This is a genomic window from Fibrella aquatilis, assembly GCF_017353255.1.
Taxonomy (GTDB): Bacteria; Bacteroidota; Bacteroidia; order Cytophagales; family Spirosomataceae; genus Fibrella; species Fibrella aquatilis.
The window spans coordinates 266,621-291,349 of sequence record NZ_JAFMYU010000006.1; the positions used below are offsets into that span (position 1 = coordinate 266,621).

Here is a 24,729-nt window from a genome sequence, read left to right on the forward strand (position 1 = left end):
AGGTCAGAATTTATAGGAATAGCTCACCGACGGCACAACGGGAAACACCGAATACTTGTACAGCACCGTTACGTCGGGCTGATTGTTAGGCTGGCGCTTGCTTTCGATGTTGTAGAAAAACGGGTTGCGGCGGTTGTAAGCATTGTAGAAACTTACCTCCCAGACGCTCTCGTGGGTGGGGCGTTTTCGGTGAAACTGTACACCCAGATCGAGGCGGTGGTAGGGTTCGGCCCGGAACGTATTTTTTTCGGGGCCATAGTCCCGCACACCGCCGTTGGTATAGAGCGTGGGCTGCACGTTAGTCACCGCGCCCTGGTCGTTGCGGGTGTAGTCAATCCCGTTGCTGAGGCCATAGGCGCGGTAGCGGGCGGTGGGCACCGTGAGGGCCTGCCCCGTGCCATAAACCCATGTAGCTGAGATAGTTATGCGTGGGTTTAGATCATACATACCCACCACTGAGATGTCGTGGCGGCGGTCGTAGCGGGGATAGAACGGGTTGCCGTTGTTCAGTTCGGCAAACTGCCACTGAGTCCAGGAAAGCGTGTAGCCCACCCAGCCACTGAAGCGGCCTTCCTTTTTTTGCAGCAGCACCTCGGCTCCGTAACTCCAGCCCTTGCCCACGGTCACGTTGTCTTCCCACCGCACCCGCCGCGCCGACGTGGGGTCGTCGATGAGCAAAAACGAGGCCCCTTCGCGGTAGTTGATAATGTTGTCCATCCGCTTGTAATAGGCCTCTACGGTCAGGGCCAGGCCATTGGTGAAGGCATTGGCAGTAGCAAAATCTTTGGCTACACCCACGGCCACCTGCTGTGACTGCTGAGGTTTTACCGCATCGGTGGTAGGCACCCAGAGGTCGGTGGGCAGGCCAATGCCGGTGTTGCTGAGCAGGTGAACGTACTGATTCATCAGGGCATACGAGGCCTTCACCGACAGGTCGGGGCGGAGCAGGTAGCCCAGCGACAGGCGCGGTTCGGGGCGGACATAGGCCACGCCGTTGCCCGTGAACGAACTGATTCGCAGGCCCCCGTTGATGCGCCAATGGTCGTCGGGTTTCCAGGTGTCTTCGCCATAGACGCCCGTCTCCACTACGTCGATCTGATCTACCTCTCGCCGGATATTGGCCAGGCTGTTGTTCTGCAACACAATGGCGCTGGGCGTGAACCGGTGGGCCGTGGCCTGCACCCCAAACCGCAGCGCATGGTTGGGTACGGGGTAATAATCGAGGTCGTGTTTAAGAGAAAAATCGCGGATGCCGGAGGTGTAGTCCAGCACAAACCGGTTCTGCGAGTCGATTAGTTGATTCGACGTAATATCGAACTGGTACTTGCTGAAAATGAGCGAGGTATTGGCGAAGAGCTTCTGCGAAAGCTGGTGGTTCCAGCGCAACGTGGCGGTGGCATTGCCCCAACCCAGCCCCACGCTGGTGCCGTTGGTGTTGTCGTTGGCATAAAATTTATCACGACCAAAATACCCGCTCACATATACCCGGTCGCGGGGGCCGAGGTCGTAGTTGAGTTTGGCGTTGAGGTCGTAGAAATAATAGCCCGCCGTGGTTTCGCCGTTGGTCTGGGCCTTTATGATCGGAGCGGCCACAATGTCGAGGTAGGTACGCCGCGCCGACACAATAAATGAACTGCGGCTGGGCTTGGCCGGTGTGCCTTTTGTCAGTGGCCCTTCTACCAGTATTCGACTGGCTATCAGGCCAATACCTACGTCGCCGTGCAGGGTATCGCGGGCACCGTCTTTCATCGTCAGGTCCAGCACCGACGAGAGCCGCCCGCCATAACGCGCTGGAAAACCGCCCTTGGTCAGTTCCACGCTCTTGAGAGCGTCGCCGTTGAAGACCGAGAAAAAACCAAACAGGTGAGAGGCGTTGTAGACCACCGCATCATCGAGCACAATCAGGTTCTGGTCGGGACCACCCCCGCGCACATACAGGCCGCTTTGGCCTTCCGAGCCTTTCTGCACACCGGGCATCAGCTGGAGCACCTTCAGCACGTCCTTCTCGCCCAGCAGCGCTGGAATCTTTTTGATCTGGGCAATGGGCAGGTCAATCTGGCTCATCTGCGGACTGTCGCTCACCCGCTGCTGCCCCCGTTTTTCGCTGACGACTACCTCCTCAAGCTCATTTCCTGGCAGCAGGTCTACCGAGAGCATCAGGTTCTGGCGCAGCGTCACCGTGCGGGATTGGGATTGGTAGCCCACCAGCGACACCAGCAACGTCACCGAATCGGCCTCGGGCAGGGTAATTGAATAAAAACCGAAGGTGTTGGTCTGGGTACCAAGGGGCCGATTTTCTAGCCGGACAGCGGCACCCAGCAGGGCTTCACGGCTACCCATTTCGCGGATATAGCCACTGATAGTGAAGCGTTTAGGTGCCTGGGCAAGGGCCGCTGTGCCTAGCAGCCAGCCGAGCAAAAAAGAGAATATAGGTCGCATACGTATAGTTACGCACAAAGCTGCGCAAACTACGTGACTTCACCCTGCATATCTACCGGTAAGTCAGTAGTACATACGTTTGCTCAATGAATCAGATGATGGTTTACACGTATCGTGAGTTTTACCCTGTCGTCTGACAAGTAGCTCATAATCAACCACAAACCAACTTATCATCATGCGTATCCGCACCGCTTCCTTCTCGTTGCTCGTTGCCGTTGCTCTGCTGTCGGGCTGTAAAAAAAGTGATACCGTCGTTGCCGATTCATGTCAACTAGCCAGCACACGGGCACAAGCTTACGTCGACGCTGGTACAGCTTGGGCCAAGGCTCAAACACCAGCCAACTGCACTGCGCTGAAAACAGCAGCCAGCTCGTATCTGGATGCCGCTGCCAACTGTTCAACAGCCACAAAAGCACAGGTCGATGCGGCCCGTGCTTCGATCAATGATCTGAAGTGCTAGAAGTGAAAGAGTGAATGGGTGAAAGAGTGAAAGAGTGGCCTGTGGGTATTACTTCACGCTGTAGGCCACTCTTTCATTCTTTCACCCATTCATTCTTTCACTCTTTCACTTCAGCACCACTACTTTTTCGGTGCGGTTGTAGGCGGCAAAGCAGCCTAGGCCTCCTTGTATATTGGTGGGAATGAGCACGGGTTCGGCGAAGGGGTTAGAGCCTGCCTGCCGCTGCCTCTGCACCGCCGACGTGTAGGTGTAGTAGAAACTGTCTGTGTTCAACAGCCGCAGGGTAAGCCGGGCACCGGGCAGGCTCTTGCCGATGGTTAGGTGTTGAATAGCCGTTGCAGCGTTGTTTTCTCCTTTGCCAAGGCTGAGCGTAGTTACCTCTGCCGACTGCGAACTGAGGCGTTTACCAGACAGGTTGTTGTCGCTAAGCAGGTTGCCTGTACCATTTTCGCCCGGAAAAGTCAGCTCTGTCACTTCGGGAACAGCCGTCTGCGTTTGGCCAGCCACCCGATACGACACTTTGTTGTTCCACGAAAAATAGCCGCAATAAGCGTAGTAGTTCGTTTTGGCCGAAAGCCCTTCCCAGGCAAAACTAACCCGAAACGTCTTCTTCCATTCGGTAGCGCTGCTGGTAATGACCGAATCCAGTGCCACCGCGCTGATGGGTACCGAGGCGGGTACAGTGGCCTGCGCCGTAACCTGCTTGCCGTCGGGTGTGGTGGCGGTGAGAGTGTACGTCTGGCCCGCCCGAATAGGCAGCAGCGAGGGCTTGGCGGCGTAGTATTCCAGTAGGTTGTTGTATTTCAGCACAATGCTACGGCTGCCGTCTGACAGGCTGACCGTGGCATTATTTACGTTGAATGGCTGTACGGTAGTGGAACCAGACACCGCCGGTTTTGAGCGGGACACCTTCACGGTCAGCAGCGTATCCTGCGGCGAGATGTAGCTGTTGACGACTAATTTTTCGCCTCCTACTCCCAACACGGCGGGGTCAACTTCAGAGGTCAGGTTACCACAGGCGCATAGTGTGGTCAAAGACAGCAGGAAACATACTGTTCTCAAAAGCATGATAATGAGTTTGTTACGGTGGGGTAAGCGGTACTAAAACTTGTAGGTATAACTCACGGAGGGTACTACCGGAAAGACGGAGTATTTGTAAAGCACGGTGGCGACGGGCTGGTTGCCGGTCTGTTTTTTGCCTTCGAGGTTGTAGAAAAACGGGTTACGGCGGTTATAGGCATTGTAGATGCTGAACTCCCAGACGCTGGCGTGGGTAGGGCGTTTTCGGTGAAACTGTACGCCCAGGTCGAGGCGGTGATACGGCTCGGCCCGGAACGTGTTGCGCTCGGCCCCAAAGTCCGACACGCTGGTGTTGGTGAAGGCCGCAGCCTGTGCGCTGGCTGGCGTTCCGCTGGCATCAATGGCGCTGCCAATACCGAACGAACGGTAGCGGGCGGTGGGTACCGTCAGGGCCTGCCCCGTGCCATAAACCCAGGTGGCTGACAGCGTGATGTGCGGGTTAAGGTCATACATACCCACCACCGAAATGTCGTGGCGACGGTCATTGCGGGGAAAAAACGGATGACCATTGTTGAGGTCGGCAAACTGCCACTGGGTCCAGGAAAGGGTGTAACCCACCCAGCCGCTCAAGCGACCCTCCTTTTTTTGCAGCAGTACCTCGGCCCCGTAGCTCCAGCCCTTGCCTGCTGTCACGTTGTCTTCCCACCGCACCTGCCGCGTCGACGTAGGGCTGTTGACTGCCAGAAAGCTTGCGCCTTCTTTGTAGCTGATGATGTTGTCCATCTGTTTGTAATAGCCCTCTACCGTCAGGGCCAGGCCTTTGGCAGCAAAATCCTTGGCCAGCCCCAGTGCCACCTGCTGCGACTGCTGTGGTTTCACCAGGTCGGTGGTGGGTACCCATAAGTCGGTGGGCAGACCGATACCGGTGTTGCTTAACAAATGCACGTACTGGTTCATCAGGGCATACGAGGCCTTCATCGACGTTGACTCGCTTAGCTTATAACCCAGCGAGAGCCGTGGTTCGGGGCGCAGGTAGGCCACGCCGCTGCCCGTAAACGAGCTAAGGCGCAGGCCACCGTTCACGCGCCAGTGGGTGTTGGGTCGCCAGGTGTCTTCGGCGTAGATACCTCCCTCCAACACATCGATGGGGGCATCCTGCTGCTGCTGACTAGGCAACCCCGCGTTTTGCACCACCACAGCACTGGGCGTGAAGCGGTGAGCGGTGAGTTGAGCACCAACGCGCAGCGCATGGCTAAGCGACGGATAATAGTCGAGGTCGTGTTTGATAGAAAAATCGCGGATGCCAGAGGTGTAGTTCAGCTTAAACCGGTTCTGCATCTCAACCAGCTGGTCGGCTGATACGTTGAACTCGTAGTTGCTGTAGATCAGTGAGGTATTAGCAAATAGCCGTTGCGAAAACTGGTGGTTCCAACGCAGGCTGCCCGTGGCGTTGCCCCACTCCATACCTACACTCATGGCACTGGCGCTGTCGCTCGACCAGAACTTGTCGCGGCCCAGGTAGCCACTCACATAGAGCCGGTCGCGGGGGCCGAGGTCGTAGTTGAGTTTGGCATTGAGGTCGTAGAAGTAATAGCCAGCATCTGACGCGCCTTTTGTTTGCGCTTTCATGATCGGTCCCGACACCGCATCGAGGTAGGTGCGGCGGGCCGAGATGATAAACGAGCCTGGGCTGGCGTGACCCGGCCGGGACTTCGAGAGTGGACCTTCCAGCACCGCCCGCGCCGCCACAATGCCCAACCCTACTTCGCCATGCACCTTATCGCGGGCGCCGTCTTTCATAGTCAGGTCGATGACCGACGAGAGCCGCCCACCAAAGCGCGCCGGGAAACCGCCCTTGGTCAGCTCCACGCTCTTGAGGGCGTCGCCGTTGAAGACCGAGAAAAAACCAAACAGGTGAGAGGCGTTGTAGACTACGGCATCATCGAGCACGATCAGGTTCTGGTCGGGGCCACCACCACGCACATACAGGCCCGTTTGCCCTTCCGAGCCTTTCTGCACGCCGGGCATCAGCTGGAGTACCTTCAAGACGTCTTTTTCCCCCAGCAGCGCCGGAATCTTTTTGATCTGGTCTACCGGCAGTTCGAGCTTACTCATCTGCGGACTGTCACCCACCTGCTGCCGGTGGTCCCGCACCACCACTTCGGTCAGTTGCTCTCCCGCCGTGAGCGTCAGTTGCAACTGCTGATGCTGGTGCAGTGCCAGGGTGTGGGTCAGCGTCTGATAGCCTACCAGAGAGATCAGCAGAGTAGCCGAATCGGCCTGGGCGGTCCCGCCGCTACCGGAATCCGTCCGGCGTACCGGTCCGGGCAGGGTGAGCGAGAAGAACCCGAAGGTATTGGTCTGGGTGCCAAGTGTCCCGTTGGCCAGACGAACATTCACACCGGGCAGGGCCTCCCGGCTACCTGCTTCGTAGACATACCCACTGACGGTGTGTCGAACTGGCGATTGAGCTATTACCGGTGCCAGCCACAACCAGCAGCAGAGAAGTAAAAAGGCTTGTCGACTATGGGCAACGGCAAATTGCATATCAAAAGAAGTTACAGCGAGTACGTATCACACATGCAGTTGCATGTAGCTACACGAATTTGATACTAACAAAACAAACGATTGGCCTAAATTGCACTATTCCACGATTTGATTTATTCCTAAGTACAGGAATTTTACCTATATATTAGATAGCCTTTAAAATCAGGGGTCACACAGATTCAGGCATTTTTTTATTTATTTTTTTCGACCCCAGTTTTTGCCCCTGCCGAAACAGCGTCAAAATGTACAGTAGGGCTATAAAAACGGCTAGTTATTAACGCAACAAGGCCAACTCTCCTGGAAAGTTGACCTTGCTGTACTGAGTAATTATTAGGTAGGTTTTGAGTAGTTAGTCTACTACTATTATTAGCTTCGTTTTGTATTATTTCAGCCTAATTTATACCACACACACTGGAGGGAGTCTCCTGTTTACAGTTTTCAGTCTTCTGTTGTGGCCTGCACCTTGGCCTGTGTCTCCACAGGCCAAGGTGCAGGCCACAACAGAAGACTGAAAACTCTTTTTACAGTGTATATCCCCCCGCGTAGGTCCGCTTCACGAACTGGTTGGCGTAGTCGTAGTTGGTGATTTTTTGGGTGTCGCCGTCCCAGAGCAGTTTCTTGCGGCCGGTGAACTTGCCGTCTTCGCGTGCGAGGAAGCTGCGGGTGGCCAGGTTACCCATGAGCACGGTTTCGGTGAGTGGCCCGGCCTGATCGAAGCCCGACGAGGTGTAGGCCCCGAATCCTTCTTTGCAGGCCTTCACCCACTGCTGCTGATGGCCTTCGGTCTTGCCTTCCACCAGCGGCCGGGCGGGCTTTGTCATATCCTGATTGGCAAACTTCTCGGCCGGCCACAGCTTGAAATTGTCGCCGAACAGCCCACCCGATAACATGCCTTTGGTGCCAATAAACAGCATCCCCCCGTCTACCGAAGCAAACAGTTGCTCATACGTCACGCCGTCGGGCAGGGCGGGCCGGATGCCCCCATCGAACCACGAAAACTTGATTTCTTTTACTTTCCGGTCGTCAGACGGGAACGTCATATGCACCGATGACGAGGGTGGACATACGTCGTCAAAATAGGCCTCCTGGAAAAAATCAGCGTAGACCGACCCTACGCTGCATTCGACTGAGGTGGGATATTTGAGCCTGAGGGCACGGAAGGGCACGTCCATGAAGTGGCAGCCCATATCGCCGAGGGCACCGGTGCCGAAATCCCAATAGCCCCGCCAGCGAAAGGGCATATAGGCGGCGTGGTAGTCGCGGTAGGGGGCCGTGCCGAGCCACTTGTTCCAGTCTACTTCGGCGGGCACCGGCTGCGATTCTTTCTTGTCTTTGGGCGATTGTACCCCCTGGGGCCACACGGGGCGGTTGGTCCAGCAATAGACGGTATGAACGTGGCCAATGACCTTGTCCTGAATGAGTTGCTCAATGTAGCGGGTCGAGTCGCCGCTGCTGCCCTGATTGCCCATTTGCGTCACCACTTTATTGCGGCGGGCGGCTTCGGTGAGCATCCGGGCTTCGTAGATGTCGTGGGTCAGGGGTTTTTCCACGTAGACGTGTTTGCCCATATTCATGGCGGCCATGGCAATGGGCGCGTGCATATGGTCGGGCGTGGAGACAATAACCGCGTCGAAAGTCTTGCCCGCTTTATCGAGCATCTCGCGAAAGTCGCGGAAGTAGGGCGCGTTGGGGAACTGAGCGCGGTACTTCACCGCCTGCCGGTCATCGACATCGCAGAGGGCCACGATATTGTCGGTGCCCCCGTTAAACGCCAGCCGGATGTTAACGTCGGCCTTACCACCACAGCCCACGGCGGCAATATTGAGTTTGTCAGATGGGGCCACGAAGCCCCTGCCCAGCACGTGGCGGGGCACAATGGTGAAGGCGGCAGCAGCCACCGAAGCCGACTTGATAAAGGTTCTGCGGGAGGTCATAAGGGTGAAAGAGTGAATGCTGAAAGAGCGAAAGAGTGAAACGCTGTCAAATTACCAATTTGTGTGCGTTAGTCGCTCTTTCACTCTTTCGCCATTCACTCTTTCACCTTACCCCATCACCTGCCCCATTTTCATGGCAATGCCCATGTCGCCTTTTACTTTCAGCTTGCCTGTCATGAAGGCCATCATGGGGTTGAGATCACCGGTGGCCATTTTCTCAAGGTCGCCCACGTTCACGTGCAATTCGGTGTCGGCGGGCAGGTCATCGTTGGAAACCACGGCGGGGGTTTGCTTGCTATCGATATAGACAACGCCTTGATCGGTAACGAGTTTAGCCGTAGCATCGAGGCTGTCGGCAGTGGCGATGCGGGTACGAATGTTGTCGGTTAGCTCCTGTAGGGTCATACTTATTGGTTGAAATGCGGTTGTTTTGTGCACCTCCTGGGGTAAAACTATCGCCGTGCTGGGAGGTTTACAACCAGACACTGGATTTTGGACATTGGACACTGGATAACAGCTTGTTCTTTCTCCACATCCAAAATCTAATGTCCAACGTCCAAGTTCCCCCTTATGCGCTCCCAATTCCTGACTATCCTGTGTGTCCTGTCGTTCCTGAGCTGCGGCTGGGGTTTGGCCGAAAGTGGCATTGCTCTGTTTAACCCCAATCAGGTGGCTCAAACACCTTACACCGGCCACAAAGACACCGGCACGGGCGAGGAAGATCGCCGCGACCCCAAAAATTTCTACCAGGATAACAGCGCCAACAGCGACAACCCCACCCCCGCCGACCCCTATCTGGTGCAGCAGCAAAGCCGGGCGCAGTTTGCCTATTCGCTGGTGACGCTGATTGGCGTGGTGCTGATGTTCCGACTACGAAAACTGGGCTTTTATATCTATGTGGCCGGGGTGCTGCTGGGCATTGTCATGCCCATCTATTTCGTCGGCTTTTCGTCCCTGATCACGTCGTTTGGCGTGTTTGGCAGCGTACTTTTCGCTGTTATGTATGGGTTTTGCCTGCCCGAAATGAAATAAGTCAGCGAAACCCCTGGTTATGCTCCTACTCGAATCTATGTTGACCTGTCCGCACTGCCAGCATCAGCAGGTTGAAACCATGCCCACCGATGCTTGCCAGTTCTTCTACGAGTGCCCCGCCTGCCACACCCTGCTGCGCCCCCTGGTGGGCGACTGCTGCGTGTTTTGTTCTTACGGCACCGTACCCTGCCCACCTATTCAGGCCGGAAAAGGGTGCTGCCCCTGAACCAAATGGGCATCTGATTGATGAGGGGGCAGCGCGTAGATAAGTTTTTTTGATCGCCTCAGCCCACTCATCGTTTATCACTCAGCACTCATCACTTTACTTCATGCAACCCACGTTTCGCAACCTGAACACTACAGAAAGTATTAAGGCAATAACGGCACCAAGCCCCGCCTCAATCAATGAACTGCCCCGTGCCGTGTTGCGGCCAAATACCTATATGTTGCTCGATGGCGAATGGCAGTTCGCTGAAGACATGGACAATGTGGGGCTAACGGAAAAGTGGCAAAACGGCCATAAATACGCCTACACGGCTCAGTGGCCCGGCTCTATCGAGTCGCACATTGCGCAGATCCGGCAGGATAATGACGGCATTAGCTGGCAGGACTCGGTAGTGGTGTGGTACGAACGCACCTTTGAGTTGCCCGCCCGCGAACCCGCCACGCCCGACAAACCCGATATGATGTACCAGCTTACGTTTGGTGCCTGTGGCTACGAAACGCAGGTGTGGCTTAACGGAAAACAGCTCCAGACTATTGAGGGAGAGACCGTTCACTACGGCGAATACACGTCGTTTTCGTATGAGTTGGGCGAAAAACTACTGCAACCCACCAACCGCCTCACCGTACGCATTGCCGACACCATGGATGCCGACATTCCACGGGGCAAGCAGGAGTCGTCGGTGTATAAACGGGGCGGCATCTGGTATCAGACCTACACCGGCGGGGTGCGGTCGGTCTGGCTCGAACCCGTAGAACGTAACCGGCTGCGGTCGCGGGTGGGGGTGGTGAGTCAAATTGAAGACAACCTGGTGCGGGTGAACGTAACGACGCGCATTCATGATGAGGGCGACTACATCCTGCGGCTCCTCATCAGCGACAAGGATAACCCAGATGCGGGTACGCTGGCCTCGTCCGATTTCCCGTTGCACCTCGAATTCGGGCAAAAAAACCAGCGCGTGGTGATCGAACTGCCCAACGCAGAATCCTGGTCGCCAGCGCATCCAAAACTATACCAACTTACGGCACAACTCATTGACAGTAAAGGCAATACCGCCGAAATAGACGCTCACTTCGGGATACGCAAGGTAGAGGCGCGGGGTGCCTACGTTTATCTCAATGGTGAGGCTACTTACCTCGACGGTATTCTTTACCAGCCGGGCACCGCTACCTACGACGAAATGCGGCGGCACTTCTACGCCATGCAGAAACTGGGCTGCAACCTGGTGCGCGTCCATATTGCCGGGGTTGATCCGCGCCTGTATAACCTGGCCGATGAGCTAGGACTGCTACTGTGGGTGGAAGTGCCTAGTCCGCACCGGTCTAATCAGCGCAGTCGCCAGAACCACCGCGCCGAGCTGGAGCGGATGCTGGCTCTGATCGAAGCCCACCCGTCGGTGATTATCTGGAGCCTGTATAATGAAGACTGGGGGGCCGAAGACATAGCCCAAAGCCCTGACACACAGCAGTATATCGCCGACACCTATCACTACATGCAGATCAACCACCCACAGTTTCTGGTAGTCGACAACGACGGGTGGCACCATATCTCGCAGGAGGGGCGGCTGAAATCGGACCTGCTCACGGCCCACCTCTACACCCCCGACCTGGAGCACTGGCGGAGCCTGCTCGACCGCCTTGTGGCAGGCGACCTGGCCACCGTAGCATATCGCCCGCTGGTGGTGGGTGATCCCTATTTTTACCGGAAACAGATTCCGCTGGTGGTGAGCGAATGGGGCGGTTTCGGCTTTGCCAACTACGGCGGCCCCGATGATGCCGACAGCCGCACAGAGCGCATCCGGCAGTTTAAGCAGGAATTGCGCGACCGGCCCATCGCGGGCGATGTGTATACTCAGGCTACCAACATCGAAGACGAGCGCAACGGGCTAATTGATTTCCACACCGGAGAGCTAACCGTACCGGAGGGGTTGCTGGGGCCAATACAACCGTCTTCATAAATCCTGTTGCTGTTGTCGCGTTTCGGCAAATGCAAGTAGATCCTGTAAGGTTTGAGAAAAATCGGCTAGTCGGCCTTCGCCCAGCACGTTGGCGAAGGCCCAATTCAAATCGGCCAGTGTTGCCGCCAGGTACGTTAGAAAATCCGTGCCACGGGCCGTTAACAGCACCCGCTGTGCCCGGCTGTCGGTGGGATCAACGGTTATTGCTACATAGCCAGAGTCGGCCAGTTCTTTTACCAACCGTCCCATAGTCTGTTTTGTAATGTGCGCCCGTTGAGCCAATACGGTGTTTCGGGTGCCTTCAGGGTCCAGATTACGTAACAGCTGCACATGCCCATTCCGCACATCGGGGTAGCCATCTTTTGCCCAACGATGCTCACTCAGGCCACCCAACAGTCTTGACAATCGGTGTAGATGCCCGGCAATATTGTTTTGCTGAATGTGTTCAACGAGCGCTTTGTGCGTGTCCATAAACAAAATTAGTCAGCAGGGGTTATTATTTGGTCAGTATAGCTTACTATTGTCTTTTGTTTAAATGGCTTGGCGCCACAAAGGACATGCAACAACAGCTGATTGATCAATTGATAAAGGCTGCCCGGCAGGCATCACAACAACAGGGCATTGCTATAACGATAACCCTTGTTGATACCGGTGGCCATACCTGCGCCGTATGGCGGCAGGAGGGCTGTAGTTATTTTGCACTGGAAAGCAGTCGCCAAAAAGCCGTCACGGCCTCACAACTTCGTATTCCAAGTCACGTAGTAGGCGAGCTTGGCCAGAAGTTTTCCATGCTTCAGCGTTCTTTCTCTACCAACAAAGACATCTCCGGCCTACCCGGTGGCTTCCCGGTTATGTGGCAAGAATCGCTGGTTGGCGGCCTGGGTATTTCGGGAGGAAACTTTGAGCAGGACCAGGCAATTGGCAGTGCCGTGGTTGCATCGCTTACACCCGCAAATTAGCCGGGAAGCCGTACCAAATGCCCTCTTGCCTGTCATGAAAAACGGTGGCAAAGCGGTTTCTTTGTGCATTGTCAATCCGTTGCTCACCGCGCTATGCCCCTCCGCTCCCACCGCCCGTTGTTGGCGTTTCTGTTGTTTTTCTGGTTTGTAACAACCGGTTTTGCCCAGCCCGTTTTTCAATCCACGCAGCCCGCGCTGGTGGCCAATAGGTGGCAAAACAGCCTCTGGGAAGCCAAATGGCTGGTTCACCCAACGACCTCGGCGCGAGCCTATGGGGTATACCATTTTCGCAAAACGATCAGCGTTACGCAGAAGCCCGCCCGATTTATGGTGCACGTTTCGGCCGATAATCGCTACCGGCTGTTTGTGAACGGGCAGGCGGTGGCAATGGGTCCGGCGCGGGGCGACACCCAGCACTGGAACTACGAAACAGTTGATTTGGCCCCGTTTATGCTGGCGGGGGCCAACACCCTGGCCGCTCAGGTGTGGCACCTGGGCGAGTCGGCACCGATGGCCCAGATGAGTTACCAACTGGGGTTTGTGATGCAGGGCGACGGTGACGCCGAGAAGATCGTGAACACCAACAACACCTGGAAAGTATATCAGAACCCGGCTTATTCGCCCGTGAAAAACGATATGGCCCGGCTGCATACCTACGTGGTGGTGGGCGACGGCGACCGGGTAGACGGGGCGCAATACCCCTGGGGTTGGGAGCAGCCTGGCTTCGACGACAAAGCATGGCCCGCCGCCAAACCGCTTTGGTTTTCGGCCAAAACACGGGGGCTGGGCAGTGATGGTAACTGGGCACTGGTGCCCCGCACCATTCCGCCTATGGCAGGCAAAACGGTGCGGCTCAGCAGCGTGCGCCGGGCCGTAAACGCGACCGTACCGCCCGATTTTTTGCAGGGTAAAACGCCGGTACAGATTCCGGCCAATACCCTGGCTACGGTACTTTTCGACCAGAAAACGCTGACCAACGCCTATCCCGAACTAACCGTTTCGGCGGGAAAAGGAGCCTCGCTCACCCTGACCTACGCCGAAGGCCTGACCGATGCGAAAGGACAAAAAGGCAACCGTAACGAGGTAGACGGGCGCACTATGCTCGGTATCGACGACCAGTTTATGGCCGATGGTGGTCAGAAACGCACCTTCCGCCCACTTTGGTTTCGAACATATCGCTACCTGCAACTAACGGTGCAGACAAAAGATGACCCCCTGACAATCAACGACTTGCTGGGCCAGTACACCGCCTACCCGTTCGAGCAGAAAGCCCGGTTCATGTCGCCCGACACCAGCCTGAGCCACGTTTGGGACGTGGGCTGGCGTACGGCCCAGCTCTGCGCGGGCGAAACCTACTACGACTGCCCCTATTACGAACAACTCCAGTACATTGGCGACACCCGCATTCAGGCCCTGATCTCGCTTTACGTATCTGGCGACGACCGCCTGATGCGCAAAGCTATCTTGGAGTATGACGACAGCCGCATTGCCGAGGGCCTTACCCAAAGCCGCTACCCCTCCGCCGACCAGCAGGTGATTCCCACGTTTTCGCTGTTTTGGGTGTGCATGGTCCACGACTACTGGATGCACCGCAAAGACGACGCTTTCGTGAGCGCCCGGCTGTTGGGCATCGAAAGCGTGCTGCGCTGGCACGAAAGCCGCATTGACCGCCTCACGGGCCTGAACGGAACGCTCACCTGGTGGAATTTCGTAGACTGGTCGTGGCCCTGGAACGCCACCGACGGTATTGGTGGTGTACCCGACGGGGCGCACGGGGGCGGGTCGAGTGTGCTCAGTCTGCAACAGGCCTACACATACCAGAAAGCCGCCGATCTGTTTGCGCATTACGGCCAGAACGAACGCGCCGAACATTACCGCGAACTGGCCCGGCGCATCAACAAAGCCGTTATGGATCGCTGTTGGGTGCCCACCAAAGGCCTTTTTGCCGATACGCCGGCTAAGAAACAGTACAGCCAACATGCCAACATCTTCGCCATCCTAAGCAACGCCATTCCCGCCGCTCAGCAGCGCGACCTGCTTAAAAAAGTCCTCGCTAGTGCTCCTGCCGACAGCCTGCGTCCGGCCACGTACTACTTTAAATTTTACCTTTTTCAGGCCCTGAAGAAAACCGGCCTGGGCGACGAGTTTTTGCCGCAGCTACAGCCCTGGCATACTATGATTGCCAACGGCCTCACCACTTTTGCCGAAGCCCCGGAACCCACACGCTCTGACTGCCACGCCTGGAGCGCCTCGCCCGTCTACGAGTTTCTCTCCACTGTTTGCGGCATCAACCCCGCCGAACCAGGCTTCCGGTCGGTGCGTATCGAGCCGTTTTTGGGCACTCTCCCCAGCGCCGAAGGCACCATGCCCCACCCCAGCGGCGACATTTCGGTGCGCTTCGAGAAAGCCCCCGGTGGTACGCTGCGCGGCACCGTTACCCTCCCTCCTGGCCTGGGCGGCACCCTCCGCTGGCAGGGCCGCAGCAAAACGCTGGTAGCAGGTAAGCAGGAGGTTAGTTTGTGACTATTGAAACAATCACTCCCCTATCCGCACCTTAGCGCCTGACCCAATCAACAATTTCCCCTGCTCAATCAACTGATTAGCAGCAGCTTGCCCGGTTAATTTAACCACGTGACCGGGGCTGACCAGGGCTTTGTCCGAAAGCGTGGGCAGCAGCCCGCACGACCAAGTATTCGGCGATTGCCACGCGCCAGTGCGCAGGCTCGTGCGGAGGCGGGCGGTGGTGCAACGCGCCAGGGCGGTGCGGCTGAGCGTGGCAAACCAACCATCCTGCAAGCTACCGGCGTTGGGCTGAAGCGGGTCTACGCGAAACAGCACGGTTTTGGTCATGCCGCCCCAGACAAAATAATCCCGGTTTTTAATGGCCAGCGTGTGCCCGCGCCCGTCGGTGGTGAGACGCACAACGGCCTCGCGCGTGGCCATGTCGGGGCTGAGAATGAGCAGGTATGCCCCGCCCAGGTAATCGCCCGGCTGGTGGTCGACGGTAATCGGGATGCCGTAGGCCGACGCCCCCGTTACGTAAGCCCGGCCATCTTCGTCGGCGGCAATGGCCCCGTATTTCGAGAAAACGGTGTTGGCTTTGGTACTGGGCAACCGGGCCGTAAACTGCTGACCCAGTGCGTATTGCCCCGTGGCAGGCTCATAGCGCCCCACAAAAAGCTTGATTTCCGTGTTTGAATTATTGAAATCCGCAAAATTGTCGCCACCCACCACCGTCACCTTCTGCATAATATCGAACGGGCTGTAGCGCAGCGCGTGGTTGCCGCCCGCCACCTCATAGGCCACGTAGAGCTTCCCATCCAGCCCCAGCGACGCGCGAAACGCCCGCACGTCGGCCATGTTGTTGTTCGAGGCGTTAAGCCAGCGGGGGTTACGGCTTCCGTCGGCCAGGAGTGAGTCGGCCTCCCAGTTATAAGCCACATATTTGGTGGTGGCGCAGTTGAACGACATCCCCCGAATCACGGGCACGTAAACCGGCAGCCGACCCGCGTTGGTTTGCGCGTTGAAGTTCCGAAACCCTACGCCGATGGCCGTCCCTGTGGCCTCGTCTACCACCACGTCGCCACTATACTGCGAGACGGCCCCAAAGTTGCCCAGTTCAACGCCCTCGCGGTTCTGCACCTTGATTTCCGTGCCCGATAGCTGCCCGTCGGGGTCGGTGCTGGTGCTGCTGAGGTACATGTTGGTGCCCCCCGGCCCGGCATCCACGCGCCATACGTAGCGCCCCGTGGGCATCGTTTTTTTCCACAAGATGGTGTCGGCAGCCACATTTAGTTTCAGCATCCCGTCGGCCCCGGCGGCCAGGTACAGGTTGTCGGTACTGTCGCGGGCCAGGTCAGTGACACGGGCGGCGAGGCGGGTGAGGGCCAGCACGGTCTTGCCGTCGGCGGTGAGTTTGAGCAGGCAACCCGGCGAGGTAGCAGTAGCGCCATTCAGCAATTTCGGCACCACGCCGGGAAACGAGACCGCCCCCAGATTGGCCGCCAGCACGATGGCCCCGTTTTGCTGAATCACCGATCCGCGCACGTCTTCGGCGTCGGAGGTGCCGCCCAGGTAGCTGGCCGAGGTAAAGTTATTTGCCACCACCACCAGCCGCAAGGGCACGTAGCCTACGCTGGCCCCCTGGTTATCTACGGCCCGGCTCGTGACGTCATACGTACCCACGCCGTAGCCCGACCAGTCTAAAGCATAATTGGCCGATGTGCTCGATCCAATCTTTTGACTATTAGCATAATAGTCAACCCGAATTACGCTCCCGTCGGGGTCTGTGGCGGTGCTTTGCAGCGACAGCGTCGAGCCAATGGGCACCGTCAGGCTGGCTGCAGCAGGAAAGGTGATCTTGCTCAGTGGCGCGTTATTAAGTCCATTGCCCCGCACCCGAAGGTTGTCGAAATACATTTTCTGATAGGCCCCCGTACGCCAGTCGTTACGGATGATGATGTGGTAGATACCATCGCGCGGGGCTACAAACGTACCGGCGCGACGGACCAAAAAATTGCTCGTCGAAGCTGACTTATAGCCAAAAATAAACGTAGTGTCCTGCAAGGATTGCGCCGGGGCGTAGAGCACCCGAATGGGCACGAGGTTAGACTTGCAGGCATCGACAAACTCCACGGTGTAGGTCTCTCCCGCTTTCAACGAAATACCCGGCGAAGCGGCCATGTTGGCTTCCTGGATGTTGAATCCCCACAGCGAGGGCGTACCATGCCAGCCAAACGTACCTTCATTCCGCCAGTCGCTAACGAGTTTCCAGTAATCAAGCCCCTTGTCGAAATTCCAGTGGGCGTAAGGACCCACGGTACCATCGGCGAAGGTGACGAGCATGGCAACGGGTGTCGATGTGCCCACCGCGCCCGCATTGCCGGTGGCGCGGGCAGTGAGGGTGTAACTGGCGGGGAGGAGGTCTTTCAGCGTATAGCTGTAGGGTTGCGTGGCCGTGGCTGCCAGGAAGGTAGTGAGCTTTTGTCCGTTTAGCAGCAGGTCAACCGCACTCAGCGACCCTACTGACGTGGTGGCGGTAAGGCTCACCGGAATGTCTACGCCTTCGGCAAAGGTGGTGTTGGTTTGGGGAGTAGTGATACCCACCTGTGGCTGGGCCATTACCTGCGTTGACAAGCCAACGCATAAGCATACAATAGATAAAGCGTAGCGCATAAAGTACAAGGGTAAGTAGTAAGTAGTAAATATTCCTGGTTATGCACCAGGCTCAGTCAACCCGGCTCGGCACCAATGCTGTGTACCATCTTCGTCGAGCAGGTTGCCGTGCATGGGTTCGCCGAGTTCGTGGGTGAGCATGTTCAGGCCGGGGTTCCAGCACACGTCGAGGTCAGGCTCGTTGAGGGCCTCAAATTTGGCCCACCAGAGGGCCGGTGGGTGGCAGTCGGGGCGGTAAATATTGGCCGTTTCGGCCACCAACACTTTCTTATCGGGAAACAACCGACGGGCGGCCACCAGCATGCCGGGAATGTCGTTCTCGAAATAAATATTCAATCCCACAATGTCGAGCAGGTCAGAACGGCCTTGCTGCCAGGTAAAGCACTGATTGTCAATGGCCACTTGGTCATATTGCCCTAGCACGGTGGCAAAAGGCCGCGCCTGGTCATCCCAGGGCATGTCGCCCCAGCCCCAGGGTTCGCTCATGGCGGTCAGGCAGTTGGCATCGCCATCCTTTAGCCCCCTGGCAATGGCGATGGTGATGGCACTGGTCTGTTTGTATACCGCCCACCAGTCGCGCCCACCAAATGGCCACTGCCGGTTGTTGGGCAGGGCAATCCAGTCGGTCCAGATGCCCAGTTCAACGCCCAGATTATAACTGCGGAACGACCCGGCATAACGCCGGGCAATGGTATAGGCCAGGTCATACATAGCCGCGGCAGCTTGTCCATTCCAGAACATGGCCTCGTCGATCCATTCGGGCAGGCCGTAATGATTCAGCGCCAGTTCAATTTGGCCATGGCTAACAGCCTGCAACCGGTCGAGCCAGGGGTAGTCGGGGCGGCGGTTGGTTTCGTCCCAGAGTACGGTGTCGCGGAAACGGGTGAGGCCCATCTGACGCGCTCGTTTGTAGTTCAGCTCCATCTGCCCTACGTGTCCCGTAGCGCGGGTGTTGGAGAAATGCAGCAGCCGACCATCGTCGCCCCGGCCCCGTACCACACTACCGTCGAAACACATCCCGTAGATCATTTCGTCAGCATCTGCTCAATTACCCGCCAGACGTTTTCGGTTACGATGCGGTGGCCCTGCACATTGGGGTGGATGCCGTCGGGCTGATTAAGCCGGGGGATGCCGCCCACGTTTTCGAGCAGAAACGGGATCAGGACGGCCTTGTTTTTGGTGGCCAGTTCCTTGAAAATACCCCGGAATTCGGTGGTGTAGGCCTTGCCCAGATTGGGCGGAATCTGCATGCCTGCAATCACGATCTGCGTGGCAGGGTTCTTCAGCCGGACGGTGTCAATGATGGCCTGCAAATTGGCCCGCGACGACTTGAGCGGAATACCCCGCAGGCCATCGTTACCGCCCAGTTCGAGCACAAAGATGTCGCAGGGTTGACGCAAAATCCAGCCGATGCGGCTGCGCCCACCGGCGGTGGTTTCGCCACTCAGGCCCGCATTCACCACGCGGTAAGGCAAACCCAGCGAGTCGATTCGCGCACCAATCCGGTTAGGAAATGCATCGGCGGTGTTGTCGAGGCCGTAGCCTGCGGCAAGGCTGTTGCCAAAGAAAACAATGGTTTTTTTTCTTGTCGAAGTAGCTGTTGCTGAGCCAGTTGACGAATCGACACTGACACCTTCGGTTTTGGCTGTATCCTTTTTGGCGCCGCAACTGAGGCAAAGAGAAACGCTGGCCAGCACAACCAGTTGGCAAATACGCTGCATAGAAACCGGGTTTTCTACTACAAACCGAATGCAACGCGACAGGTTCAAAAAGAGAGTGGTGAGTGCTAAACGGTAAGTGATGAGTGCGCTTCGCGTAAGCAAACTCATCACTTACCGTTTAGCACTCACCACTCTCTTACTTATGACAATCAGCTACGATGTTCCACTGATCGGCTTTGCAGAGCGTGATGTCTTCCACTTTGCATTCCGACTTGTCTTCGGCAATGAGCTTGACGTCCCACTTGCCGCAATCGACCTCCACGTCTATCGACTCGCCGGGGGCCAGCAGTTCGTCATCGTCTAGGATGTCATCGCCCCAGTGATCCTCATTGTCCGGCGAAATAAAGATCTGATCAACGGTGAAGTTGGTAGTGTTCTTGATGTGAATCGTCTTTTTGTCGGTTTGCTGAACGGTTTTTGCGGTAAAACCAGTGGCAACTGCCAGCGTAATGGCCAGGGTAAGCAGGAGTGGGTACTGTTTCATTCTTGTCTTGTTTATAGTGAACGACTGAGTAATAGTACGGTGCTTTACTAGTTAGCTTGTGGGATACTTACTAAGCAGTGCCCGATAGTTACTGAGCGCGACCAGGCACTGGCTGATATGTTGCGGCGACAGGCAAACGAAAGCGGCCCGGCCTGGGTTATTCCTTTAGAATTAGTACCGGCATACAACCCGACTTATGAGCCTACGCGTTGATAACCTGACAAAGACTTACCAGAGTGCTGGCCAGACCCTGACCGTACTTCACGATGTGTCGTTTGACCTGCAACCCGGCGACAGCTTTGCCATTGTGGGGCCTAGCGGCAGCGGAAAAACTACCCTGCTGGGTCTGTGTGCTGGTTTAGACCGGGCCTCGTCGGGTAGTGTGTGGCTCAACGGCGTATTGCTCGACAACCTCAGCGAAGATCAGCGGGCGGCGGTGCGCAACCAGCACGTGGGCTTTATCTTCCAGAATTTTCAGTTACTACCCACCCTTACGGCCCTCGAAAACGTAATGGTACCGCTGGAACTGCGTGGTCAACGCGGGGCCGAGCGCATTGCCCGTGACCTGCTCGACCGCGTGGGTCTGGCCGACCGGGGCCACCACTACCCCCTGCAACTGAGCGGCGGCGAACAGCAACGCGTTTCGCTGGCGCGGGCATTCAGCAACCGGCCGGCCGTACTCTTTGCCGACGAACCCACCGGCAACCTCGACGAAGACACCAGCGCCACCGTAGAAAACCTCCTCTTCGACCTCAACCGCGAAGCGGGCACAACGCTCGTGATCGTGACCCACAACCTGGAACTCGCCGCCAAAACGGGCCGCATGATCCGCATTCGGGGGGGGCACGTGGTAGAGGACGTGGTAAAAAAAACCCTCGTATAGGGTTTTCATTATGAAACAGCGCGCCGGTGAAGCCTACTTTTACGCAGATGGCAGGTTGCCATCTCCCTTTGTTTGCCGGGCATCGAATGACACGTCTATCTTGGCCGAGTGCCGCCGTCGGAAACGCGCATAGCAACCGGCTCCTATCTATCGGTTTCTGCTGGCTTATATTCCTGCTGGCCCTACAGGCTGCCGGACAACCCACCGTAGAAGTCATCCGCCTTAACCAGATCGGTTTTTACCCAGACGCCGCCAAAGTGGCCATTGTAGTGGGCGAACCGGGCAGCAACACCACCGCTCAGCCGTTTCAGGTCCTGACCACCAGCGGCAAAAAGGTGGTCTTCAGCGGTACGCTCAGCCCCGCCCGCCCCAACGCCTTTTCGGGTAAGCTGGCCCGCACGGCAGATTTTTCGGCCCTCCACAACCCCGGCACGTTCGTCATAAACATACCGGGACTAGGCCAGTCGTACCCGTTTGCCATTCGTGCGGCGGTGCACCGCGACATGGCCGTGGGTGCGCTGAAAGGTTTCTATTTCCAGCGGGCATCCGTTGCTTTGCCCGAATCATATGCCGGGCGATGGCACCGCCCGGCCGGGCACCCCGACAATCACATATTCATTCACCCGTCGGCAGCTTCAGCCACGCGCCCGGCGGGTACCACTATTTCGTCGCCCAGGGGGTGGTACGATGCCGGTGACTACAACAAGTATATTGTCAACTCCGGCATTTCTATGGGCACGCTGCTGTCGCTCTACGAAGACTATCCCGATTTTTGCAACTCGCTGATTACCAACATTCCCGAAAGCAACAACAGCCTGCCCGATCTGCTCGATGAGTCGCTCTGGAACCTGCGCTGGATGCTCACCATGCAGGACCCCACCGACGGGGGCGTGTACCACAAGCTTACCAATGCCAAATTCGACGGCATGGTGATGCCAGACAAAGCCACCAAAGAGCGGTATGTAGTGCAGAAAAGTGTTACCGCCACCCTCGATTTCGCCGCCGTGATGGCTCAGGCTGCCCGGATTTTCCGCCAGTTTCCCCGCGAACTGCCCGGTCTGGCCGACTCCTGCCAGACCGCCGCCGTGCGGGCGTGGGGTTGGGCCAAACAGAACCCCAACGCCCTCTATGTGCAGGACGACATGAATAAGGCCTTCGACCCCGACGTGAGCACCGGCACCTACGGCGACCGCAACGCGTCTGACGAGTGGATCTGGGCGGCGGGTGAACTCTACCTGACCACCCGAGACGACGCCTACTACACGGCCGTGAACCTCTTCCCCGACGATAAAACGCCCCTGCCCAGCTGGCCACAGGTACGTACGCTGGCCTACTATTCACTGGCCCGGCTGGCCGATCAGCTCACACCACGCGCCCAACAGGACGCAGTCAATGTAAAAACCCGCATCATTCAGGAGGCCGACAAATTGAAGCAACACGTTGACAACCAGGCATTTCAGACACCCATGGGCAAAACCGCCAGCGACTACATCTGGGGTAGCAGTTCTGTGGCAGCGAACCAGGGCATTGCGCTGCTTCAGGCCTATCGGCTCACCAACGACAAATCGTACCTGGCGGCGGCGCTGGCCAACCTCGATTACCTGCTGGGCCGCAATGCCGTGGGCTATTCGTTCGTGACGGGTTTCGGCCACAAAACACCCATGCACCCCCACCACCGCCCCTCTATTGCCGATGGCGTTGAGGCACCGGTGCCGGGGCTACTGTCGGGCGGCACCAACGCCAACGCTGCCCGGCAGGACAACTGTAGCGGCTACACCACCACCGTTGCCGACGAAGTGTATCTGGATGCCGACTGCTCCTACGCCTCTAACGAAATTGCCATCAACTGGAACGCCCCGCTTGTGTATTTTGTGGCAGCAATTGAAGCGTTGGAAGCAAAAACCGCGCGGTGATTTCCTCCTTATTCCCTCATGTCTAAACTTCACGCCCTCGTTATCCTGCTGCTAATCAGCACATCAACCTTCGGCCAACTGCGCATGGCCCGGCTCTTTTCCGACCACGTAGTGCTGCAACGGCAACAGCCCATTCCGGTTTGGGGCTGGACTAAACCCGGCGAAACCGTGAAAGTTACGCTGGCGGGCCAAACTCAGCAGGCCAAAGCCGATGCCAGCGGTGAGTGGCTGGTGCGGTTTGCGCCGCTCGAAGCAGGGGGGCCGCATACGCTGGTAGTCACGGCCAAATCGGGCAGTGCGCAGGCTACCGATGTGCTCATTGGCGAGGTGTGGCTCTGCTCCGGGCAGTCGAATATGGAGTGGTCGGTGAAGCAGGCCGACCATTTTTCCGCCGAAAAGAAAAACGCCAACTTCCCCCAGATTCGTCACTTCCGGGTAGAACATGAACTGGCCCTGACACCCCAAACCGAGCTGACGGCCGGTGACTGGCAGGTGGCCTCGGCCCAAACGGTGGGTGACTTCACGGCGGTGGGCTTTTTCTTTGCCCGTGAGTTGTACCAGAAACTAAACGTGCCCATTGGCCTGCTGCACTCGTCGTGGGGTGGGTCGCAGGTAGAGGGCTGGATTAGCAAAGAAGGCATGATGAGCAACGCCGAACTCCGGCCCACGGTGCAAAATCTGCCTACCAACTGGACCGCCGCCGACAGCCTTACCGACCTGAAATTGCGGCAGCAACTGAAGGTACCTGCCAACCTGACCCCCGCCGACGAAGCCCGGTACCTGGAGCCTGGTTATGACTTTGCGGGCTGGCGAAAGGCAGACCCTATGGGCCAGTGGGAATGGAAAGACATGCGCGGGTTTACGGGGCAGGGCTACATGACCCGCCCCGTGACCATCCCCGATGAACTGGTGGCCGTGCCCACCACGCTGGCCCTGGCCGAAAATGACAGCCCCAACCAGGTGTACATCAACGGCAAGCTGGCGTGGGAAGGTGCGGTTAAGGGCGTCCGAAAAATCAGCATCCCGGCGGGCACCTGGCGGGCAGGCGAGAATCGTATTTTGGTGAAAATGGGCGGCGTAACTGACCCGGCCTGGTATGGCCTCGGCCTGCGCGGAACGGCCGACGACCTGTACGTATCGGCGGGCGATCAGCGGGTTAGCTTGGCCAACAACTGGCGCATTCTGCCCGCTTTTGGCGAAAAACATACCTACAAGCGGTTTATGAATAACGTGGCCGTGAGCCTCTACAACGCCATGATTGCCCCACTGGAGCCGTTTGCCCTGCGTGGGGTGCTGTGGTATCAGGGCGAAACCAACGCCGGACGGGCGTACCAATACCGGCAGTCGTTTCCCTTGCTGATCACCGACTGGCGGCAGCGATTCGGGCAAAACATGTCGTTTTATTTTGTGCAGCTGTCGAGCTTCGGGGCCAACCAGAGCAGCAACCAGGGTAGCAACTGGGCCGAACTTCGCGAAGCGCAAACCATGACCCTCAGCCTGCCCAAAACCGGCATGGCCGTCACCACCGACGTGGGTAATGCCAAAGACATTCATCCCACCAACAAGCAGGACGTAGGCCACCGCCTGGCCCTGAATGCCCTGAAATTAGACTTCGGGCAGAACGTAAACTACGCCTCGCCGATGTACGACAAAGCGGCTTTTGAGGGCGGCAGGGCCATTGTTACGTTTAAGAATGCTGACGTTGGCCTGGTGGTGAAAGACAAATACGGCTACCTGAAAGGCTTCGAACTAGCGGGCGCCGATAAAGTTTTTCACTACGCCCAAGCCCAAATCAACGGCAACACGGTGGTGGTGTCAAGCCCCAACGTAGCCAAACCGGTAGCCGTACGCTATGCCTGGGCTGATTCGCCGGAAGAAGCTAACCTGTTCAGTACCGACGGCCTCCCCGCCAACTCATTCCGCACCGATACCTGGCCCGGCGTAACAATCAGTGCTAAGTTTGAGTAAGTCATCTCCCCAAT

General features: G+C 57.3%; 19 protein-coding genes. 9 read left to right on the plus strand and 10 right to left on the minus strand.

The window, feature by feature from the left end:
* Positions 1–3 precede the first annotated feature (3 nt).
* Positions 4–2,439 carry a TonB-dependent receptor gene (locus J2I48_RS10390; RefSeq protein ID WP_207335364.1) on the minus strand — a complete coding sequence of 812 codons (2,436 nt, stop codon included), beginning with the start codon at positions 2,437–2,439 and terminating at the stop codon, positions 4–6.
* A 175-nt stretch (positions 2,440–2,614) separates the two neighbouring features.
* Here J2I48_RS10390 and J2I48_RS10395 point away from each other — a divergent pair, with 175 nt between their 5' ends.
* Positions 2,615–2,899: a hypothetical protein gene (locus tag J2I48_RS10395; RefSeq protein WP_207335365.1), complete on the plus strand. Its 285-nt coding sequence runs from the start codon at positions 2,615–2,617 to the stop codon at positions 2,897–2,899.
* 105 nt (positions 2,900–3,004) lie between these two features.
* Here the strand turns inward: J2I48_RS10395 and J2I48_RS10400 are convergent, their stop codons facing one another.
* From J2I48_RS10400 to J2I48_RS10415, 4 genes are all read right to left on the minus strand, one after another.
* Positions 3,005–3,934 (minus strand): DUF4249 domain-containing protein, encoded by a 930-nt coding sequence (locus J2I48_RS10400; protein WP_207335366.1) that lies wholly within the window; start codon positions 3,932–3,934, stop codon positions 3,005–3,007.
* Positions 3,935–4,000: 66 nt separating this feature from the next.
* Positions 4,001–6,466, minus strand: coding sequence for a TonB-dependent receptor (locus tag J2I48_RS10405; RefSeq protein WP_207335367.1), 2,466 nt, complete (start codon positions 6,464–6,466; stop codon positions 4,001–4,003).
* A gap of 521 nt (positions 6,467–6,987) precedes the next feature.
* Positions 6,988–8,400 carry a Gfo/Idh/MocA family protein gene (locus tag J2I48_RS10410; protein ID WP_207335368.1) on the minus strand — a complete coding sequence of 471 codons (1,413 nt, stop codon included), beginning with the start codon at positions 8,398–8,400 and terminating at the stop codon, positions 6,988–6,990.
* A gap of 108 nt (positions 8,401–8,508) precedes the next feature.
* A complete protein-coding gene (locus tag J2I48_RS10415) occupies positions 8,509–8,805 on the minus strand; it encodes an SCP2 sterol-binding domain-containing protein (protein ID WP_207335369.1) in 297 nt (98 codons plus the stop codon).
* A gap of 165 nt (positions 8,806–8,970) precedes the next feature.
* Between J2I48_RS10415 and J2I48_RS10420 the strand changes: the two genes are divergently transcribed.
* The 3 genes from J2I48_RS10420 to J2I48_RS10430 all read left to right on the plus strand — a co-directional run bounded on the left by J2I48_RS10420 (position 8,971) and on the right by J2I48_RS10430 (position 11,612).
* Complete coding sequence (locus tag J2I48_RS10420) at positions 8,971–9,432, plus strand: hypothetical protein (RefSeq protein ID WP_207335370.1); 462 nt, start codon at positions 8,971–8,973, stop codon at positions 9,430–9,432.
* Between the two features lie 19 nt (positions 9,433–9,451).
* Complete coding sequence (locus J2I48_RS10425) at positions 9,452–9,658, plus strand: GDCCVxC domain-containing (seleno)protein (RefSeq protein ID WP_229376077.1); 207 nt, start codon at positions 9,452–9,454, stop codon at positions 9,656–9,658.
* Between the two features lie 103 nt (positions 9,659–9,761).
* Complete coding sequence (locus J2I48_RS10430) at positions 9,762–11,612, plus strand: glycoside hydrolase family 2 protein (RefSeq protein ID WP_207335371.1); 1,851 nt, start codon at positions 9,762–9,764, stop codon at positions 11,610–11,612.
* Here the strand turns inward: J2I48_RS10430 and J2I48_RS10435 are convergent.
* Positions 11,607–12,083, minus strand: a complete 477-nt coding sequence (locus J2I48_RS10435) for a MarR family winged helix-turn-helix transcriptional regulator (protein WP_207335372.1) — start codon at positions 12,081–12,083, stop codon at positions 11,607–11,609. The two genes, J2I48_RS10430 and J2I48_RS10435, sit on opposite strands and share 6 nt — an antisense overlap.
* An 86-nt stretch (positions 12,084–12,169) precedes the next feature.
* Between J2I48_RS10435 and J2I48_RS10440 the strand changes: the two genes are divergently transcribed.
* Together J2I48_RS10440 and J2I48_RS10445 are read left to right on the plus strand one after the other, a co-directional pair.
* The gene (locus J2I48_RS10440) at positions 12,170–12,571 is read left to right on the plus strand and encodes a GlcG/HbpS family heme-binding protein (protein WP_207335373.1); all 402 of its coding nucleotides are present in this window, start codon (positions 12,170–12,172) and stop codon (positions 12,569–12,571) included.
* Positions 12,572–12,664: 93 nt separating this feature from the next.
* The gene (locus J2I48_RS10445; protein ID WP_207335374.1) at positions 12,665–15,094 is read left to right on the plus strand and encodes an alpha-L-rhamnosidase-related protein; all 2,430 of its coding nucleotides are present in this window, start codon (positions 12,665–12,667) and stop codon (positions 15,092–15,094) included.
* A 12-nt stretch (positions 15,095–15,106) separates the two neighbouring features.
* Here J2I48_RS10445 and J2I48_RS10450 read toward each other — a convergent pair whose 3' ends face one another.
* From J2I48_RS10450 to J2I48_RS10465, 4 genes are all read right to left on the minus strand, one after another.
* A complete protein-coding gene (locus tag J2I48_RS10450) occupies positions 15,107–17,746 on the minus strand; it encodes an Ig-like domain-containing protein (protein ID WP_207335375.1) in 2,640 nt (879 codons plus the stop codon).
* A 39-nt stretch (positions 17,747–17,785) separates the two neighbouring features.
* The gene (locus J2I48_RS10455; RefSeq protein WP_207335376.1) at positions 17,786–18,775 is read right to left on the minus strand and encodes a hypothetical protein; all 990 of its coding nucleotides are present in this window, start codon (positions 18,773–18,775) and stop codon (positions 17,786–17,788) included.
* Positions 18,772–19,467 (minus strand): arylesterase, encoded by a 696-nt coding sequence (locus tag J2I48_RS10460; protein WP_207335422.1) that lies wholly within the window; start codon positions 19,465–19,467, stop codon positions 18,772–18,774. Before J2I48_RS10460 ends, J2I48_RS10455 begins: the two co-directional genes overlap by 4 nt.
* A 136-nt stretch (positions 19,468–19,603) precedes the next feature.
* A complete protein-coding gene (locus J2I48_RS10465; RefSeq protein ID WP_207335377.1) occupies positions 19,604–19,951 on the minus strand; it encodes a hypothetical protein in 348 nt (115 codons plus the stop codon).
* Between the two features lie 196 nt (positions 19,952–20,147).
* Between J2I48_RS10465 and J2I48_RS10470 the strand changes: the two genes are divergently transcribed.
* The 3 genes from J2I48_RS10470 to J2I48_RS10480 all read left to right on the plus strand — a co-directional run bounded on the left by J2I48_RS10470 (position 20,148) and on the right by J2I48_RS10480 (position 24,715).
* On the plus strand, positions 20,148–20,834 hold the full coding sequence (locus J2I48_RS10470) for an ABC transporter ATP-binding protein (protein WP_207335378.1): 687 nt from the start codon (positions 20,148–20,150) through the stop codon (positions 20,832–20,834).
* An 86-nt stretch (positions 20,835–20,920) separates the two neighbouring features.
* Complete coding sequence (locus J2I48_RS10475) at positions 20,921–22,747, plus strand: glycoside hydrolase family 9 protein (RefSeq protein ID WP_207335379.1); 1,827 nt, start codon at positions 20,921–20,923, stop codon at positions 22,745–22,747.
* An 18-nt stretch (positions 22,748–22,765) separates the two neighbouring features.
* Positions 22,766–24,715, plus strand: a complete 1,950-nt coding sequence (locus J2I48_RS10480; protein ID WP_229376081.1) for a sialate O-acetylesterase — start codon at positions 22,766–22,768, stop codon at positions 24,713–24,715.
* The last annotated feature ends 14 nt before the right edge of the window (positions 24,716–24,729 follow it).

What these genes read in the sequence shown, in the direction of transcription:
- J2I48_RS10420 (WP_207335370.1), top strand. Translation starts at nt 8,971, where the DNA reads ATGCGCTCCCAATTCCTGACTATCCTGTGTGTCCTGTCGTTCCTGAGC.
- J2I48_RS10430 (WP_207335371.1), top strand. Translation starts at nt 9,762, where the DNA reads ATGCAACCCACGTTTCGCAACCTGAACACTACAGAAAGTATTAAGGCA.
- J2I48_RS10480 (WP_229376081.1), top strand. Translation starts at nt 22,766, where the DNA reads ATGTCTAAACTTCACGCCCTCGTTATCCTGCTGCTAATCAGCACATCA.
- J2I48_RS10475 (WP_207335379.1), top strand. Translation starts at nt 20,921, where the DNA reads ATGACACGTCTATCTTGGCCGAGTGCCGCCGTCGGAAACGCGCATAGC.
- J2I48_RS10445 (WP_207335374.1), top strand. Translation starts at nt 12,665, where the DNA reads ATGCCCCTCCGCTCCCACCGCCCGTTGTTGGCGTTTCTGTTGTTTTTC.
- J2I48_RS10470 (WP_207335378.1), top strand. Translation starts at nt 20,148, where the DNA reads ATGAGCCTACGCGTTGATAACCTGACAAAGACTTACCAGAGTGCTGGC.
- J2I48_RS10395 (WP_207335365.1), top strand. Translation starts at nt 2,615, where the DNA reads ATGCGTATCCGCACCGCTTCCTTCTCGTTGCTCGTTGCCGTTGCTCTG.
- J2I48_RS10405 (WP_207335367.1), bottom strand. Translation starts at nt 6,466, where the DNA reads ATGCAATTTGCCGTTGCCCATAGTCGACAAGCCTTTTTACTTCTCTGC.
- J2I48_RS10450 (WP_207335375.1), bottom strand. Translation starts at nt 17,746, where the DNA reads ATGCGCTACGCTTTATCTATTGTATGCTTATGCGTTGGCTTGTCAACG.
- J2I48_RS10465 (WP_207335377.1), bottom strand. Translation starts at nt 19,951, where the DNA reads ATGAAACAGTACCCACTCCTGCTTACCCTGGCCATTACGCTGGCAGTT.
- J2I48_RS10435 (WP_207335372.1), bottom strand. Translation starts at nt 12,083, where the DNA reads ATGGACACGCACAAAGCGCTCGTTGAACACATTCAGCAAAACAATATT.
- J2I48_RS10440 (WP_207335373.1), top strand. Translation starts at nt 12,170, where the DNA reads ATGCAACAACAGCTGATTGATCAATTGATAAAGGCTGCCCGGCAGGCA.
- J2I48_RS10455 (WP_207335376.1), bottom strand. Translation starts at nt 18,775, where the DNA reads ATGATCTACGGGATGTGTTTCGACGGTAGTGTGGTACGGGGCCGGGGC.
- J2I48_RS10425 (WP_229376077.1), top strand. Translation starts at nt 9,452, where the DNA reads ATGCTCCTACTCGAATCTATGTTGACCTGTCCGCACTGCCAGCATCAG.
- J2I48_RS10460 (WP_207335422.1), bottom strand. Translation starts at nt 19,467, where the DNA reads ATGCAGCGTATTTGCCAACTGGTTGTGCTGGCCAGCGTTTCTCTTTGC.
- J2I48_RS10415 (WP_207335369.1), bottom strand. Translation starts at nt 8,805, where the DNA reads ATGACCCTACAGGAGCTAACCGACAACATTCGTACCCGCATCGCCACT.
- J2I48_RS10390 (WP_207335364.1), bottom strand. Translation starts at nt 2,439, where the DNA reads ATGCGACCTATATTCTCTTTTTTGCTCGGCTGGCTGCTAGGCACAGCG.
- J2I48_RS10410 (WP_207335368.1), bottom strand. Translation starts at nt 8,400, where the DNA reads ATGACCTCCCGCAGAACCTTTATCAAGTCGGCTTCGGTGGCTGCTGCC.